At 63.5% G+C, this 14,678-nt stretch carries 13 protein-coding genes; 6 read left to right on the top strand and 7 right to left on the bottom strand.

Annotated features, from left to right (window positions below):
* Nucleotides 1-176: 176 nt before the first annotated feature.
* The 5 genes from LOY70_RS14280 to pedF form a co-directional block, all read right to left on the bottom strand.
* Nucleotides 177-1,952: a PQQ-dependent methanol/ethanol family dehydrogenase gene (locus LOY70_RS14280; RefSeq protein WP_265037677.1), complete on the bottom strand. Its 1,776-nt coding sequence runs from the start codon at nucleotides 1,950-1,952 to the stop codon at nucleotides 177-179.
* Nucleotides 1,953-2,229: 277 nt separating this feature from the next.
* Entirely contained in the window at nucleotides 2,230-3,165 is a 936-nt protein-coding gene (locus LOY70_RS14275; RefSeq protein ID WP_265037676.1) for a quinoprotein relay system zinc metallohydrolase 1, read from the bottom strand.
* Between the two features lie 16 nt (nucleotides 3,166-3,181).
* The gene (locus LOY70_RS14270) at nucleotides 3,182-3,940 is read right to left on the bottom strand and encodes a quinoprotein dehydrogenase-associated SoxYZ-like carrier (protein WP_265037675.1); all 759 of its coding nucleotides are present in this window, start codon (nucleotides 3,938-3,940) and stop codon (nucleotides 3,182-3,184) included.
* 10 nt (nucleotides 3,941-3,950) lie between these two features.
* The gene (locus LOY70_RS14265) at nucleotides 3,951-4,826 is read right to left on the bottom strand and encodes a substrate-binding periplasmic protein (RefSeq protein WP_265037674.1); all 876 of its coding nucleotides are present in this window, start codon (nucleotides 4,824-4,826) and stop codon (nucleotides 3,951-3,953) included.
* 5 nt (nucleotides 4,827-4,831) lie between these two features.
* Entirely contained in the window at nucleotides 4,832-5,293 is a 462-nt protein-coding gene (pedF, locus tag LOY70_RS14260; protein WP_123344050.1) for a cytochrome c-550 PedF, read from the bottom strand.
* A 251-nt stretch (nucleotides 5,294-5,544) separates the two neighbouring features.
* Here pedF and exaA point away from each other — a divergent pair, with 251 nt between their 5' ends.
* Nucleotides 5,545-7,422 (top strand): quinoprotein ethanol dehydrogenase, encoded by a 1,878-nt coding sequence (gene exaA, locus LOY70_RS14255; RefSeq protein WP_265037673.1) that lies wholly within the window; start codon nucleotides 5,545-5,547, stop codon nucleotides 7,420-7,422.
* Nucleotides 7,423-7,700: 278 nt separating this feature from the next.
* The gene (locus LOY70_RS14250; RefSeq protein ID WP_265037672.1) at nucleotides 7,701-8,345 is read left to right on the top strand and encodes a pentapeptide repeat-containing protein; all 645 of its coding nucleotides are present in this window, start codon (nucleotides 7,701-7,703) and stop codon (nucleotides 8,343-8,345) included.
* A 183-nt stretch (nucleotides 8,346-8,528) separates the two neighbouring features.
* On the opposite strand, the gene LOY70_RS14245 is transcribed toward LOY70_RS14250, so the two are convergent.
* The gene (locus LOY70_RS14245; RefSeq protein ID WP_265037671.1) at nucleotides 8,529-9,167 is read right to left on the bottom strand and encodes a response regulator transcription factor; all 639 of its coding nucleotides are present in this window, start codon (nucleotides 9,165-9,167) and stop codon (nucleotides 8,529-8,531) included.
* Nucleotides 9,167-10,423: a histidine kinase gene (locus LOY70_RS14240; RefSeq protein ID WP_265037670.1), complete on the bottom strand. Its 1,257-nt coding sequence runs from the start codon at nucleotides 10,421-10,423 to the stop codon at nucleotides 9,167-9,169. The genes LOY70_RS14245 and LOY70_RS14240 overlap by 1 nt, the downstream gene beginning before the upstream one ends.
* 427 nt (nucleotides 10,424-10,850) lie before the next feature.
* Between LOY70_RS14240 and LOY70_RS14235 the strand changes: the two genes are divergently transcribed.
* From LOY70_RS14235 to LOY70_RS14220, 4 genes are read left to right on the top strand one after another with little or no spacing between them, the layout of a single operon-like run.
* Nucleotides 10,851-12,035 carry an ABC transporter substrate-binding protein gene (locus LOY70_RS14235; RefSeq protein WP_265037669.1) on the top strand — a complete coding sequence of 395 codons (1,185 nt, stop codon included), beginning with the start codon at nucleotides 10,851-10,853 and terminating at the stop codon, nucleotides 12,033-12,035.
* 26 nt (nucleotides 12,036-12,061) lie between these two features.
* Nucleotides 12,062-13,069 carry a YVTN family beta-propeller repeat protein gene (locus LOY70_RS14230; RefSeq protein ID WP_265037668.1) on the top strand — a complete coding sequence of 336 codons (1,008 nt, stop codon included), beginning with the start codon at nucleotides 12,062-12,064 and terminating at the stop codon, nucleotides 13,067-13,069.
* On the top strand, nucleotides 13,066-13,797 hold the full coding sequence (locus tag LOY70_RS14225; RefSeq protein WP_265037667.1) for an ABC transporter ATP-binding protein: 732 nt from the start codon (nucleotides 13,066-13,068) through the stop codon (nucleotides 13,795-13,797). The genes LOY70_RS14230 and LOY70_RS14225 overlap by 4 nt, the downstream gene beginning before the upstream one ends.
* The gene (locus LOY70_RS14220; RefSeq protein ID WP_265037666.1) at nucleotides 13,794-14,585 is read left to right on the top strand and encodes an ABC transporter permease; all 792 of its coding nucleotides are present in this window, start codon (nucleotides 13,794-13,796) and stop codon (nucleotides 14,583-14,585) included. Before LOY70_RS14225 ends, LOY70_RS14220 begins: the two co-directional genes overlap by 4 nt.
* The last annotated feature ends 93 nt before the right edge of the window (nucleotides 14,586-14,678 follow it).

Genomic DNA, 14,678 nt, shown 5'->3' with positions numbered 1-14,678 from the left:
ATTTGGTCGTAGATTTTGAATTTCCGGGATGCGAGGACCAACTATGGGCGCGGTCCTTGTGGCGAGGGGATTTATCCCCGCTGGGCTGCGAAGCGGCCCCAAATTTTCTGCGAGCGCTGCGCACTCGAGCGGGGATAAATCCCCTCGCCACAAGGACCGCGCCCGGCCCATTCAACTCAGTGCTTGGCCACCAGATCCTTCGGCAACTTGAAGGTCCAGAGCATCCCGCCCTGGTTGAAGTCCTTCACGCGCTTAGCCACCTCGCCGCCCCACAACGGTACGGCGCCGCCCCAGCCAGAGACCACGGAGACGTATTGCTCGCCGTCCATTTCCCAGGTGATGGGCGAACCGAGCACGCCGGAGCCAGTCTGGAATTCCCAGACCTTTTCCCCGGTCTTGGCGTTGAAGGCCTGCAGGAAACCTTCAGGCGTGCCGGTGAACACCAGGTTGCCCTTGGTGGTCAGTACTCCGCCCCACAGCGGCGCGAAGTTCTTGTGGCGCCAGACTTCCTTGCCGGTCTTCGGATCGATGGCCCGCAGCACGCCGATGTAATCTTCGTTCAGCGGCTTGATGGTGAAGCCAGCGCCGAGGAACGCCGCGCCTTTCTTGTAGGCGATGCCTTCGTTCCAGATGTCCATGCCCCATTCGTTGGACGGCACGTAGAACAGCCCGGTGTCCTGGCTGTAGGCCATCGGCATCCAGTTTTTCGCGCCGAGGAACGCCGGTGCGACGAACACCGAGCTGCCCTTGGCTTCACTGCCCGGTGCGCCCGGACGGCTGGCCTCGTTGTAGATCGGCCGGCCGTCCTTGTCCAGGCCAGTGGCCCAGGTGATCTTGTCGACAAACGGGAAGCCACGGATGAACTTGCCGTTGGTGCGATCGAGCACGTAGAAGAAGCCGTTACGGTCGGCGGTCGCGGCCGCCTTGATCTCCTTGCCGCCTTCCTTGTAGTTGAACGAGATCAGCTCGTTGACGCCGTCATAGTCCCAGCCGTCGTGCGGCGTGCTCTGGAAGTGCCATTTGATGGTGCCGTCGTCCGGGTTCAAGGCCAGACGCGATGAGGAATAGAGGTTGTCGCCAGGGCGCAGGTGGGAGTTCCACGGCGCCGGGTTGCCGGTGCCGAACAGCAGCAGGTTGGTTTCCGGGTCGTAGTAACCGCCAAGCCAGGGTGCGGCACCGCCGGTTTTCCAGAGGTCGCCCGGCCAGGTCTTGCCCGCCTCGCCGCCGGAAATGCCATTCTCGACGGCCTTGCCGTCCTTGTAGACGTAGCCCATGTGGCCTTCCACGGTTGGGCGGGTCCACAGCAGTTCGCCGTTCTTCGGATCGTAGGCGCTGATCTGCCCCACCACACCGAACTCGCCACCGGCCACGCCCGTGATCAGCTTGCCGTTGACGATCAGCGGTGCGGCGCTGATGGAATAACCTTCCTTGTGGTCGGCGACCTTCTTGCTCCACACTACTTTGCCGGTGTCCTTGTTCAGGGCCACCAGCTTGGCGTCGAGGGTACCGAAGAACACCAGGTCGCCGTACAGCGCTACGCCACGGTTGATCACGTCGCAGCAAGGGCGGATGTCATCGGGCAGACGCGCATCGTACTGCCACAGTTTCTTGCCGGTGCGCGCATCCACGGCAAACACCCGAGAATAGGAACCGGTGAGGTACATCACCCCGTCCTTGATCATCGGCTGGGCTTGCTGACCGCGCTGCTTTTCACCACCGAAGGAAAACGCCCAGACCGGCCGCAGGTCCTTGACGTTGTCGGTGTTGAGGGTGGCAAGCGGGCTGTAGCGCTGGCCCTGGACGCCCAGGCCATTGGTCACGATCTGCTCGGGGTTCTTCGGGTCCTGGAGAATTTCCTGATCGGTCACGGCGGCCAGGGCCGAACCGGACAGCAGCATGGCACTGAGCAGCAGGCTCACGGCGAACGGTTGGCGACGTGCGGGATGACTCATGACGGCTACCTCTGCGGTTATTGTTATACCCGGGAAATTTTCCCGGTCTGTCGCAGATTCTTGGCCCCAGGGCCGCCGGCAACAATTGCCCGCTGTGTTGAGTTTTCTAGTTCCTTGGTACATGTGAGTTATTTGTGGCGAGGGGATTTATCCCCGCTGGGGCGCGAAGCGGCCCTTCGGTTTTGGTGACTATTGGGTGACTGAACTGACTCAGGGGGCTGCTTCGCAGCCCAACGGGGATAAATCCCCTCGCCACAGGGACTTCATACAGCCAGGACTATCGAGGCTGGGCATCCACCCGCCTCATCCCCGCGCGCTCGTAGCGCGGATAGAGATGGCTGACACTGCGAATCAGTTCATAGCGGCTCAGGCTGATCCCGGCGAAGCGTTCGGGGATAGGGCTGCGGATCATCTCGGCCATGTCGTCGCCCCGGGCCGCGCCGTCGCGCATCAGTTGGTCGAGCCAGCCCAGGTAATCGCGCATCTGCGCAAAGGGCTGGGCGTCAGTCGCCACTGGGCCGTGGCCAGGCACGATCTGCTTCCAGGGCAAAGCTTGCAGGGTGTCGAGGTCGTTGAGCCAGACCTCCAGCCCCGGGCTGTTGGGGGTGGTCAGGGCGCGTTCGTAGAACACCAGGTCGCCGGCGAACAGCACGCCCGTGGTTTCGTCGAGGATCGCCAGGTCGGCCCCGGTGTGCCCGGCCAGTTGCAGCAGCCGCAATGCGTGATTGCCGACCTTGAGCACACCGGGCGTCAATACTTGGGTAGGCAGCACCACCTCGGTGCCGCGCATCCAGTCACCTACCAGCCGGTACATATTCTCCGCCATGGCGTCGCCCTGCTGGCGCAGCAGCTCCGTGGTCCCCGCCAAGGCCCCGATGGGCACGTCGCTGAAGGCTTGGTTGCCCAGCACATGGTCGGGGTGATGATGGGTCAGCAGCACCTGGATCACCGGCTTATCCGTGGTCGCCGCGATGGCCTGGCGCAAGGCCTCGCCGTAGCGCTTCGATGGGCCGGTATCGATCACCACCACACCGGCATCGGTGACGATGAAAGCAGTGTTGACGATATTGCCGCCGTTGGCCTTGGCGAAGTTCTCGGTGCTGCCTTCCAGCAGCCAGGTGCCCTCGGCGATCTGCCGGGGCTTGAGTGCATAGTCGGTATTGGCCCAGGTGGGCCCGCACAGGCTCATGAAAATCAGCAGCAACCAGCGCATGGCGCGCTCCTTGTGGTCAGGGAATCGCCGCCTCGAACGTGTTGCCGCTGTTGTCGCGCAGCAACAGGCGGGTCTGCCCGGGGCCTTGGATGTCGAAGCCCAGGTTGGGGTTTTCACTGACCGCCGGGAACAACTCAAGGCGCGCCAGCACCTGGCCGTCGGCGTCCAGCAGTTGGGCCTGGTTGAGGAAGAACTCAGGGATGCCGCTCACCAGGCCGTTATCCATCGGATGGGCCACCTGCAGGCGCAGGCGACTGGTGTCACCACGGGGATAACGGGCGCCGAGCACTTCGCCCAGGTGTTCCTCCCAACCCGGCTGGGTGCGTACCACGCTGGGTGCGGTGCAGCCGCCACCGGCCGCGTCGATCAGGGTCGAGCCGACGTGCCACAGGCCATCACGGGTCTGTACCGCAGCGCGCAGTGGCGTGGCTTGTTCGATACGAATGCGGATCGACAACCAGGGCAGCACCCGCTCCCCCGGTTGGAAGTCGACGATTTTCGGCAAAGGGTTCAACTCGGCCCAGGCCAGCACCCGCACCACGTCACCGGTGAAGGCCCGGGCATCGATTTCCAGCGGTACCTGGCGCGCATCTTCGGCAAAGGGTGGCGCCAGCAATCGGACCCGGTCGTCGAACACGAACGGTGCGTCGCCCAGCAGTTGCTTGTGGTAGAAGGCCCACATCACCGAAGGCACCGGATCCTGGCCCGGTTCGGCCGCCGCCAACGCGATCAACGGCAGGCCGCACCCCAGCAGGCACCACACGACCCATTTCATTCCTGCGCTCCTATTGATACATCTCGGGCACTTCGTAACGCAGGCCGTAATGGGCGTAGACACTCTTGACGCTGCCATCGCGGATCAAACCTTCCAGCGCTTCTTCCACCGCATAGGCCAGCTGTCGGTTGCTTTCATGCACCGCCATGCCGATTTCCCACCGTTGCTTGCCCATGTTCGGGTAAGCATTTTCCGCCAGCGCCAGTTGCGGATCGGCAGCCTTGTGGACCTGCCAGTCGATTTCCCCGCGCATGGCCATGACCGCGTCGACCTCGCCAGCCTGCATGGCGCTGAAGGCCTGGCTGACACCCGGGTAATGACGTGTCTTGGCGCTGAGCATGCCGTTGAACACCGACGTCAGGTAGAACGACGGCACGCTGTCGACTTCCACGCCAATCGGGTGCTGTTGGAACACCGCGACGCTGCCCACCGAGTCCAGTCGACGGCGGTCGTATGCCACCTGCCAGCATTCCTGCTGATAAGGCCCGAACATCACCACCTGGGCATTGGCCAACTCACCGATGTCATTGCGCTTTTGCACGTAGTCGTGATCGTAGGGCACGCGCATCATCAGGTCGGCCAATTGCCGGTCGTGCAACGGACTGCTGCGCCAGATGTAATCGCGCAGGTCGTCATCGAGTTTTTCTCCCGGCGGCGCCCAGATCAATTGCAGGCGCACGCCAAGCGCTTTGGCCAGCGCCTGGGCCAGCTCCACGTCCACGCCCCTGGGTTGGCCGTTGTCTTCAAAACTGTAAGGGGCGAAATCCTTGTAGACCGCCACCTTCAACTCACCGGCGGCGATCATCTCGTCGTAGCTGCGCACCTGCGCCTGTACCGCCTGGCTGAACAGCAGCAGGCTGCAGATTACCCATGCGAACAGGCGCATGGCGATCACTCCTCGACGTGCACGCTGTCGAGATAGGTGCGCACCGCCCACAGGGCTTCCTGGCTCAGGTAGTCGGCCATTTTCGGCATGTAGACCCGGCCGTCGCGCACCGCGCCGTGACGTACGCGCTCGACGAACCATTCATCCCCGGCTTCGGCGGCGTCCAGCATCCGCAGGTCCGGGGCAATCCCGCCGGACTTGGCTTCCAGGCCGTGGCACGCGGCGCAGTTCTGGTTATAGGCCGAAGCGCCGATTTCTATGGCTTTGTCACGCTCGGGGGAACTGCGATAGGGGTTCTGGGCGGCCCAACCATCACCGTCCAGCGGCAGGTTGGTGTCCTTGATCGGGGTCAATCCCTTGGTTTCCACTGCCTGGGGCACTACGTTGCCATGGGCCCATACGGAGCCTGCGCCGGTCAGCCCTATCAGCAATGCGGTAGCGATGATGGCGTTGCGTTTTGTTGTCATTGTTATGCCCTCTGGATTGCACGCAAGACCTCTGTGAAGAAGCCGTGCCGTCATCTTAGGAACCCCCCTGCCCCAGCCGAATGCTGCTTTGGTGGTCGCGCTCTACTCCCTTGGTATCGGGTCATTCGACGAGGGTCGTAAAGACAGGCGGTTCGGGAAGTCTTCCCGGCAAGGGCGGGACTTTTTCCGTATCGGCCGGGCCCGCCGCGACCCAACCTAGTCAGGCCAAAACCTTCACTGGGAACTGCACCATGACAATAAAAACGCAACCTGCCCTCTCGCCCCTGACCGTTGCCGTGCACGCCTTGCTATTGGCCGGCAGCCTGTCGTTGGGCACACTCGCCAACGCCGCCACAACTCCGGGGGTCACCTGGGAAGACATCGCCAACGACCACCTGAGCACCAAGGACGTGCTGCAATACGGCATGGGCACCAACGCCCAACGCTGGAGCCCGCTGGCCCAGGTCAACGACAAGAACGTGTTCAAGCTCACGCCGGCCTGGTCCTACTCGTTCGGCGACGAGAAGCAGCGCGGCCAGGAATCCCAGGCCATCGTCAGCGACGGCGTGGTGTACGTCACCGGTTCCTACTCGCGGGTATTCGCCCTCGACGCCAAGACCGGCAAGCGCCTGTGGACCTACAACCACCGGCTGCCGGACAACATTCGTCCATGCTGCGACGTGGTCAATCGCGGCGCGGCCATTTATGGCGACAAGATCTACTTCGGCACGCTGGACGCGCGCGTGGTCGCCCTGGATAAAAACACCGGCAAGGTGGTGTGGAACAAAAAGTTCGGCGACCACGCCGGCGGCTACACCATGACCGGGGCGCCGGTGCTGATCAAGGACAAGACCAGTGGCAAGGTGCTGTTGATCCACGGCAGTTCCGGTGATGAGTTCGGCGTGGTCGGGCAGTTGTTCGCCCGCGACCCGGAAACCGGTGAAGAGGTGTGGATGCGGCCCTTCGTCGAAGGCCACATGGGCCGCCTCAACGGCAAGGACAGCACCCCGACCGGCGACGTCAAGGCACCGTCCTGGCCGGACGACAAGACCACCGAAACCGGCAAGGTCGAAGCCTGGAGTCATGGCGGCGGCGCGCCTTGGCAGAGCGCCAGCTTCGATCCCGAGACCAACACCATCATCGTCGGCGCGGGCAACCCCGGGCCATGGAACACCTGGGCCCGCACGGCCAAGGATGGCAACCCCCACGACTACGACAGCCTCTACACCTCCGGCCAGGTCGGCGTCGACCCGAGCACGGGCGAAGTGAAGTGGTTCTACCAGCACACGCCCAACGATGCCTGGGACTTCTCCGGCAACAACGAGCTGGTGCTGTTCGACTACAAGGACAAGGACGGCAAGGTGGTCAAGGCCACCGCCCACGCTGACCGCAATGGTTTCTTCTACGTGGTGGACCGCAACAACGGCAAGCTGCAGAACGCGTTCCCTTTCGTCGACAACATCACTTGGGCCAGCCACATCGACCTGAAGACCGGTCGCCCGGTGGAAAACCCCGGCCAGCGTCCGGCCAAGCCATTGCCCGGCGAAACCAAGGGCAAGCCGGTGGAAGTCTCGCCACCCTTCCTCGGCGGCAAGAACTGGAACCCCATGGCCTACAGCCAGGACACCGGGCTGTTCTATGTGCCGGGCAACCAATGGAAAGAGGAATACTGGACCGAGGAAGTGAACTACAAGAAGGGCTCGGCCTACCTGGGCATGGGCTTTCGCATCAAGCGCATGTACGACGATCACGTCGGCAGCCTGCGGGCGATGAACCCCACCACCGGCAAGGTGGTCTGGGAGCACAAGGAGCCTTTGCCGCTGTGGGCCGGGGTATTGGCGACCAAGGGCAACCTGGTGTTCACCGGCACCGGCGACGGCTTCTTCAAGGCCTTCGACGCCAAGACCGGCCAGGAACTGTGGAAATTCCAGACCGGCAGCGGCATCGTCTCCCCGCCCATCACCTGGGAGCAGGACGGCGAGCAGTACATCGGCGTGACCGTCGGCTATGGCGGTGCCGTACCGTTGTGGGGCGGTGACATGGCTGAGCTGACCAAGCCGGTAGCCCAGGGCGGGTCGTTCTGGGTGTTCAAGATTCCGAGTTGGGATAAGGCGACAGCGCAGAAATAGCCCGATCCCACCTGAATTCTGATCGATACAACAATCCCCTGTGGGAGCGAGCTTGCTCGCGATGGCGGTGGCTCAGTTGGCAGTGATTTTGAATGTGCCGACGCCTTCGCGAGCAAGCCCGCTCCCACAGGGGTTGTATGGTGTGCACAGCATCTGTGTCCAACGAGATCAAATGTGGGAGCGGGCTTGCTCGCGAAAGCGATGGACCAGTTAGCGGTGATGTTGAATGTCCCACCGCTATCGCGAGCAGGCTCCCACAGCCAACCGAGTTTACTGTCATGAGACTTCTGCCTCTGCTGCTTCTGTTCGTTGGCGCCTTTGCCAACGCCGACGACCTCGACACCCCGCTTACCATCAACGGCTGCATCATCGCCGAATCCAGCCAATGCCCCGGCGCCAACCTGCGGGGCGCCCGGCTGGCCAACCAGGACCTGCGCAAAATGAACCTCAGCGGTGCCGATCTGCGCGATGCCGACCTGCGGCACGCGCGGTTGGACCTGGCGAATCTGGAACGAGCGCGGTTGCAGGGCGCCAACCTGAACCGTGCCAGCCTGCAACAAAGCAACCTGCGCCTGGCGGACTTCAGCGGTGCCACGCTCAAGGCGATCCAGGGTTGGGGCCTGTTCGCCCAAGGCGCACAGTTCCAGCGTGCCGACCTGAGCGCTGCGTACCTTCAGTTCGCTCGCCTGTCCGGTGCTCGCTTGCACGATGCCAACCTGCAGGCCGCCGACCTGGAAATGGCCTGGCTGAGCAAGGCCGACCTCAAAGGCGCCGACCTGCGCGACGCCAACCTGCAAGAAGCCAAGCTCGGCGAAAGCAACCTGGAACAGGCCAACTTGAGCGGCTCGCGCCAGCACTACGGGAACTTCCAGGATGCGAATATGGAAGGCTGCACCGGCTGCCCGACGTCTTGGGATCAGTAAAGTCTGCGGAGACACGCACAACCCTGTGGTGAGGGGATTTATCCCCGCTGGGCTGCGAAGCAGCCCCAAAGCCTGACAACTCGGGGTGTCAGGTTCATTGAGTGAGCTGTTTCAGGGCTGCTTCGCAGCCCAACGGGGATAAATCCCCTCGCCACAAATGGATCATTCAGTGGAACCTGGGATCTACCCCGCCACCCGCACCACCCCCATATCAATCCCCAAATGCACCAGCTCGGCATGGGAACTGACCTGTAACTTGCTCTTGAGCAGCGTCAGGTGGTTGGACACGGTCTTGGCGCTGATGCACAGCTGTTCGGCAATGGTACGTGCAGGCGTGCCCTTGGCGAGCATGACGAAGATCTCCAGCTCACGCTGGGTCATGCATTGCAGGCGCGGGTCGGTGTTGTGCCGGGAGCTGGTGCATGCCAATTGCGTGGCCAGGGACTGCTCGATGTAGGCATGCCCGGCCAGCACTCGCCGTACCGCTTCCACCAGCACCTGGGGTGCAGAGTTCTTGGTCAGGTAGCCGGCGGCACCAGCGTCCAGCGCCTGGCGGACCAGCGGCAGCTCATCGTGCATGCTGAAAAACAACACCCGCAGTTGCGGCAGGCGCTGGCGCAGCCGTCGGGTGGTTTCCAACCCGCTGATCCCGGGCAGGCCGAAGTCCATGATCACCAGGTGCGGCACTTGTTCCTGTACCTGGCCCAACGCCTCTTCGCCCGTCGCCGCCTCCCGTACCTGCAAGTCCGGCATCAGCGCCCGCAAAAGGCTGGCATAGCCCTGCCGAACCACCGCATGGTCGTCCACCAACAAGATGTTCATCACGCCTCCAGGGGAATATTCAAGGCCAGCGCCCAACCGGCGCCAGCCTGGCTGATGATGCGCAGCTCGCCGCCCAGGCTGCGGGCCCGTTCGGACATCGAGTGCAAGCCAACGCCTGCACGGGCGGGCTGCGCCGCACCGCGGCCATTGTCACGCACCAGCAAGCGCAGGCGCCCGGCGCGATGTTGCAGGCGGATCCGTACCTCAGTGGCGCCCGCATGGCGGGCAACGTTGGTCAGGGCTTCCTGCAACAAGCGATACAGATGGGTCTTGTCCGGCCCCGACAATGACGGCAGCGCTTCGTCGATCCGCAGCTGACAGGCAATGCCCTGGGTTGCCTGCCATTGTCCGGCCAACAAGCCGATGGCCTCGCCCAACGGCAGGTGCTGTAGCACCACCGGATACAGGTCATGCACCAGCGCGCGGAACCCCTGTTGCAGATGTTCGCAATGATCCTCGAGCTGGCTGACGGTCTGCGCCAGTACCTGCGGCTGATCCACCACCAGGCGCAACAGGCAGGCCCGGGCGCGAATACCCGCCACGTATTGACCGAGGTCGTCGTGCAGGGTCTGGGCCAACTGAGTGCGCTCCTGTTCCTGCACGGCCAGCAACGCTTGGGTCAGCCGGGTGTTATCGATCCGCGACTGGGCCAGGGCGGCGGTCATGCGATTGAAATGCCCTGCCAGTTGCTGCGCCTCGGGGACGCCTTCCGCCGGCAGGCGCACCTGGAGATTGCCGGCGGACACCTGACGCAGCGCGTGCAGCAAGTCATCCAGCAAGCGCATGCCCCGGCGCACCGCCCAACGAATCACCAGCAAACTGAGCAATAGCGCCAGGGCACAGACACCCAGCAACTGCACCAATGAATCGAGGATTTCCTCGATTTCGTCTCGAGGATCCACCGCCATCCAGGCCCGCCGACCATCACGCAAATCCACCACTTGGGCCGCCGGGCCGTCAGCCAGTAACCGACGACCGAGCCAGGCTTCCAGCCCCTCGTCGGCATCCGCAGGGAGCAACTCCCCAGGGGCCAGCCAACGGACACGCACATGCCGCAGGCTGCCGGTCAGCCGCGGCTGGAGACTGGCTGGGTCACGCTCGGCGGTTTCGCGCAGGTAATGCACCACGGACTCGGCCGATTGCAGTTCGCGCTTCACATCGGCCATGGCCTGATGCAACAGCAAGGCTGCGCAGGCCAGGGTGACCAGGGCGAAAAACGCCGTTACCCAGAGGTTGATTCGCCAGAGGGCTGACATGGTTAGCGGCCCATGGCCGGGATGGAGTCACATCCCCAACGCCGGACACAAATCCCCTGTGGGAGCGGGCTTGTTCGCGAAAGCGGTGGCTCAGTCGATAGGGATGTTGAATGGGATGCCGTCGTCGCGAGCAAGCTCGCTCCCACAGGGGGACTGGGGTGTTTGCAGATTTGAGGTCCACTGCACGCTCCTTGCTTGCCAGACAACCGATCGACCCCGATCAGGCTCAGGACCAACAACGCCGGCAGAAGCAGGGCTTTGAGAATCCGCACCATCTGTCCGCTCCTGATGAATGACGATTGCCTGCATCGTAAAACCCCAACCCCGGCGGCGGTTTACTACCTTGGTACTGCCCCGGCGGTACTTTCTGCATATTTCCCCTTGGCCACAGGCTTCCTATGCTGGCGCTACCGGCAATGGAGGTGGTATGCGCAGGCTTCTCAGTTACGCCCTGATCCCTCTGCTGGCTGCGGCCAGTGGCTGGCTGCCGGCCATGGTCCAGGCGGGCGATGCGGCGCCGTTGCAAGTGCGCATCGGCTACCTGGGCTATCGTCCCGACCCGGGGCCGCTGCTGTCCAACGTGATTGCCGAACCTGCCGACGCCGGGCTGCGTGGTGCCGAGCTGGCGATCATCGACAGCAACAGCACCGGGCGTTTTCTCAAGCACGATTACCGCCTGGAAAGCGCCAACGTCGACAGCCCCGAAGCGCTGCTCCAGGCCGCCCGCAGCCAACATGACCAAGGCCTGCGGTTGTTCGTGGTCAATGCGCCAGCCGCGAGCCTGCGCCAGCTCAGCGCCGCCCTGCCCGACAGCCTGCTGTTCAACGCCGGCAGCCCCGACGACAGACTGCGCACCACCGATTGCCTGGGCAACGTGCTCCACAGCCTCCCCGACCGGGCCATGCTCGCCGATGCCCTGGTGCAGTTCAGCGTGGTGCGCAAATGGCAACGGGCCTTGCTGATCGTCGGCCAGACACCCGAGGACCAGGCCTATGCCGCCGCCCTGCGCCGGGCCATGAAGCGCTTTGGCATGAAGATCGTCGCGGAAAAAGCCTGGCAGTTCGACAACGACCAGCGCCGCAGCGCCCAGGCCGACATGCCGTTGTTCACCCAGACCGCCGAATACGACGTAGTGCTGGTCGCCGACGAGCGCGGCGACTTCGGCGAGTACGTGCCCTACCAGACCTGGTACCCACGCCCGGTGGCCGGCACCCAAGGCCTGACCCCCACCGCCTGGCACAAGACCGTGGAAACCTACGGCGCGGCGCAGCTGCAAAAACGCTTCGAAGCCCTGGCCGGACGCTGGATGAACGACCGCGACTTCGCGGCCTGGATCGCCGTGCGCAGCATCGCCAGTGCAGTGAGCAAGCTGCGCCAGGACGATCCGTTCGCCATCCGCCAACTGGCCCTCAGCGACCAGTTGCCCCTGGACGGTTTCAAGGGCCGCAAGCTCAGCTACCGACCCTGGAACGGCCAACTGCGCCAACCGATTCCCCTGGTCCAGCCCCGCGCGCTGGTCAGCACCTCGCCCCAGGAGGGTTTTCTGCACCCCACCAATGAAATGGACAGCCTGGGCTACGACCAGCCCGAAGTGAGCTGCCGTTACCCCTGATCGATAACAACAATAAGGACACCGTCATGCGCCGCCCCCTGCTCTACCCGGCCCTGCTCTGCCAAAAGCCCCTGTTGTGCAAAGCCTTCGCCCTGGGCGCTGCGCTGCTCATCGCCGGCCCCGCCGCAGCCAGCATTGCCTGGGTTTCCAACGAGAAAGACAACAGCCTGAGCCTGATCGACATGCAGAGCCTGGCAGTCATCGAGACTCTGCCGGTAGGCCAGCGCCCCCGAGGCCTGTTGCTGTCCCATGACAATCGTTTGCTGTACATCTGCGCCAGCGATTCGGACCGGGTCCAGGTGATGGACGTCGCCACCCGCAAAATCATCAAGGAGCTGCCCTCCGGCAAGGATCCGGAGCAATTCGCCCTGCACCCCAACGACCGTTGGCTCTATGTGTCCAACGAGGACGATGCCCTGGTCACGGTGATCGATACCCAGACGTCTGAAGTGCTGGGCCAGATCGGCGTAGGCGTCGAACCCGAAGGCATGGCTGTCAGCCCCGATGGCAAGTGGGCGGTCAACACCAGTGAAACCACGAACATGCTGCACTGGATCGACACCAGCACCCAGACCCTGGCCGACAACACCCTGGTGGATCAACGACCCCGTTTCGTCGAGTTCAACCGCGACGGTTCGCAGCTCTGGGCCTCGGCGGAAATTGGCGGCACCCTGACGATTCTCGACGTGGCCTCGCGCAAAATCCTCAAGACCCTGACGTTCCAGATCAAAGGCGTGCACCCCGACAAAGTCCAACCGGTAGGCATCAAGCTCAGCGCCGATGGCAAGCTCGCGTTCGTGGCCCTGGGCCCGGCCAATCATGTGGCGGTGATCGATGCCAAGACCTTCGAAGTGCTGGATTACCTGTTGGTGGGCCGTCGGGTCTGGCAACTGGCGTTCACGCCCGACCAGCGCCAACTCCTGGCCACCAACGGTGTGAGCGGCGATGTCTCGGTAATCGATGTAGCGAGCCGCAAAGTGCTCAAGTCGATCAAGGTCGGGCGCTACCCCTGGGGCGTGGTGGTGACGCCATGAGCGCGCTGCAGGTCAGTGAGCTGAGCTTTGCCTATGGTTCGCGCGAAGCCCTCAGACAGGTGAGCTTCAACTTGCCCGTCGGCGGCTTCGCAGCCCTGCTGGGGCCCAACGGGGCCGGCAAGTCGACGCTGATTGCCCTGCTCACGCGCCTGTACGACGTGCAACGCGGCGACATTCTGGTCGGTGGTCATTCGTTGCAGGACTCACCGCGAGCGGCCCTGCGCCAGTTGGGCGTGGTGTTCCAGCAGAGCACCCTGGACCTGGACCTGAGTGTCGAGCAGAACCTGCGTTATCACATCGCACTGCATGGCTTGTCGCGGCGTCAGGGCAGCCTCCGGATCGATGCCGAACTGGCCCGCCAGCAACTGACAGAGCGGCGCCACGACCGCGTGCGCGACCTTAACGGCGGCCATCGGCGCCGTGTGGAAATCGCCCGGGCCCTGTTGCATGAACCGCGCCTGTTACTGCTGGATGAACCCAGCGTCGGCCTGGATCCGGCCAGCCGCCTGGCCCTGGGGCTGCACGTTCGGCAACTGTGCGAGGAACAGGGTATCAGTGTGCTCTGGACCACCCACCTGCTGGACGAAGTGCGGCCCGGCGACAACTTGTTGATTGTGCATCAAGGCCGCCTGGTCGCCAGTGGCCGTGCCGACGCCGTGAGCCTGGAACACGGCGGCACCCTCGGTTCAGCCTTCACGCACTTGACCACCTCGGGAGTCCAGCCATGAACGCGTACTGGCATTGTTTCAGCGGCATCGTCATGCGCGAATGGCTGCGCTTCGTGCTGCAACGCACGCGGTTGCTCAGCGCCCTGGTGCGGCCGCTGCTGTGGCTGCTGGTGTTCGCCGCCGGTTTTCGCGCGGCACTGGGCATCGCGATCATCGCCCCCTACGACACCTACATTCCCTACGAGGTATACATCGTGCCCGGGTTGGCCTGCATGATCCTGCTGTTCAACGGCATGCAAGGTTCGTTGTCGATGGTCTACGACCGGGAAATGGGCAGCATGCGCGTGCTGCTGACCAGCCCCCTGCCCCGGGCTTTCCTGCTGGCCAGCAAGTTACTCGCGACCTCGCTGATTTCGCTGCTGCAGGTCTACGCCTTCCTCGCCATCGCCTGGCTGTACGGCATCCAGCCACCGACCATGGGCTTGCTGCTCGCCTTACCGGCCCTGCTGCTGGTGGCCCTGATGCTCAGCGCCCTAGGGTTGCTGCTGTCCAATGCCATCCGGCAACTGGAGAACTTTGCCGGGGTAATGAATTTCGTGATCTTCCCGATGTTCTTCCTGTCTTCGGCGTTGTACCCGCTTTGGAAGATGCAAGAAGCCAGCCCCTGGCTGTATTGGCTCTGCGCGCTCAGCCCGTTCACCCATGGCGTGGAACTGGTGCGTTTTGCGCTGTATGAGCAGTTCAACCCGCTGGCGATGGCGGTGTGCGTGGGCTTGACGCTGGTGTTTGCGCTGCTGGCGGTGTGGACGTTCAATCCGCAGCATGCGGCGTTGCGCAAGGCCAATTGATCCTGCCCCGTCCCATATCCCTGTGGTCCTCTGTGGGAGCGAGCTTGCTCGCGATAGCGGTGTGTCAGTCAACATCATTGCTGAATGATCCGC

The sequence above is a fragment of the Pseudomonas sp. B21-054 genome (genome assembly GCF_026016345.1).
Lineage (GTDB): Bacteria > Pseudomonadota > Gammaproteobacteria > Pseudomonadales > Pseudomonadaceae > Aquipseudomonas.
The sequence above is the reverse complement of the archived record's forward strand: the minus strand, read 5'-3'. Positions and strand labels throughout refer to the sequence as shown.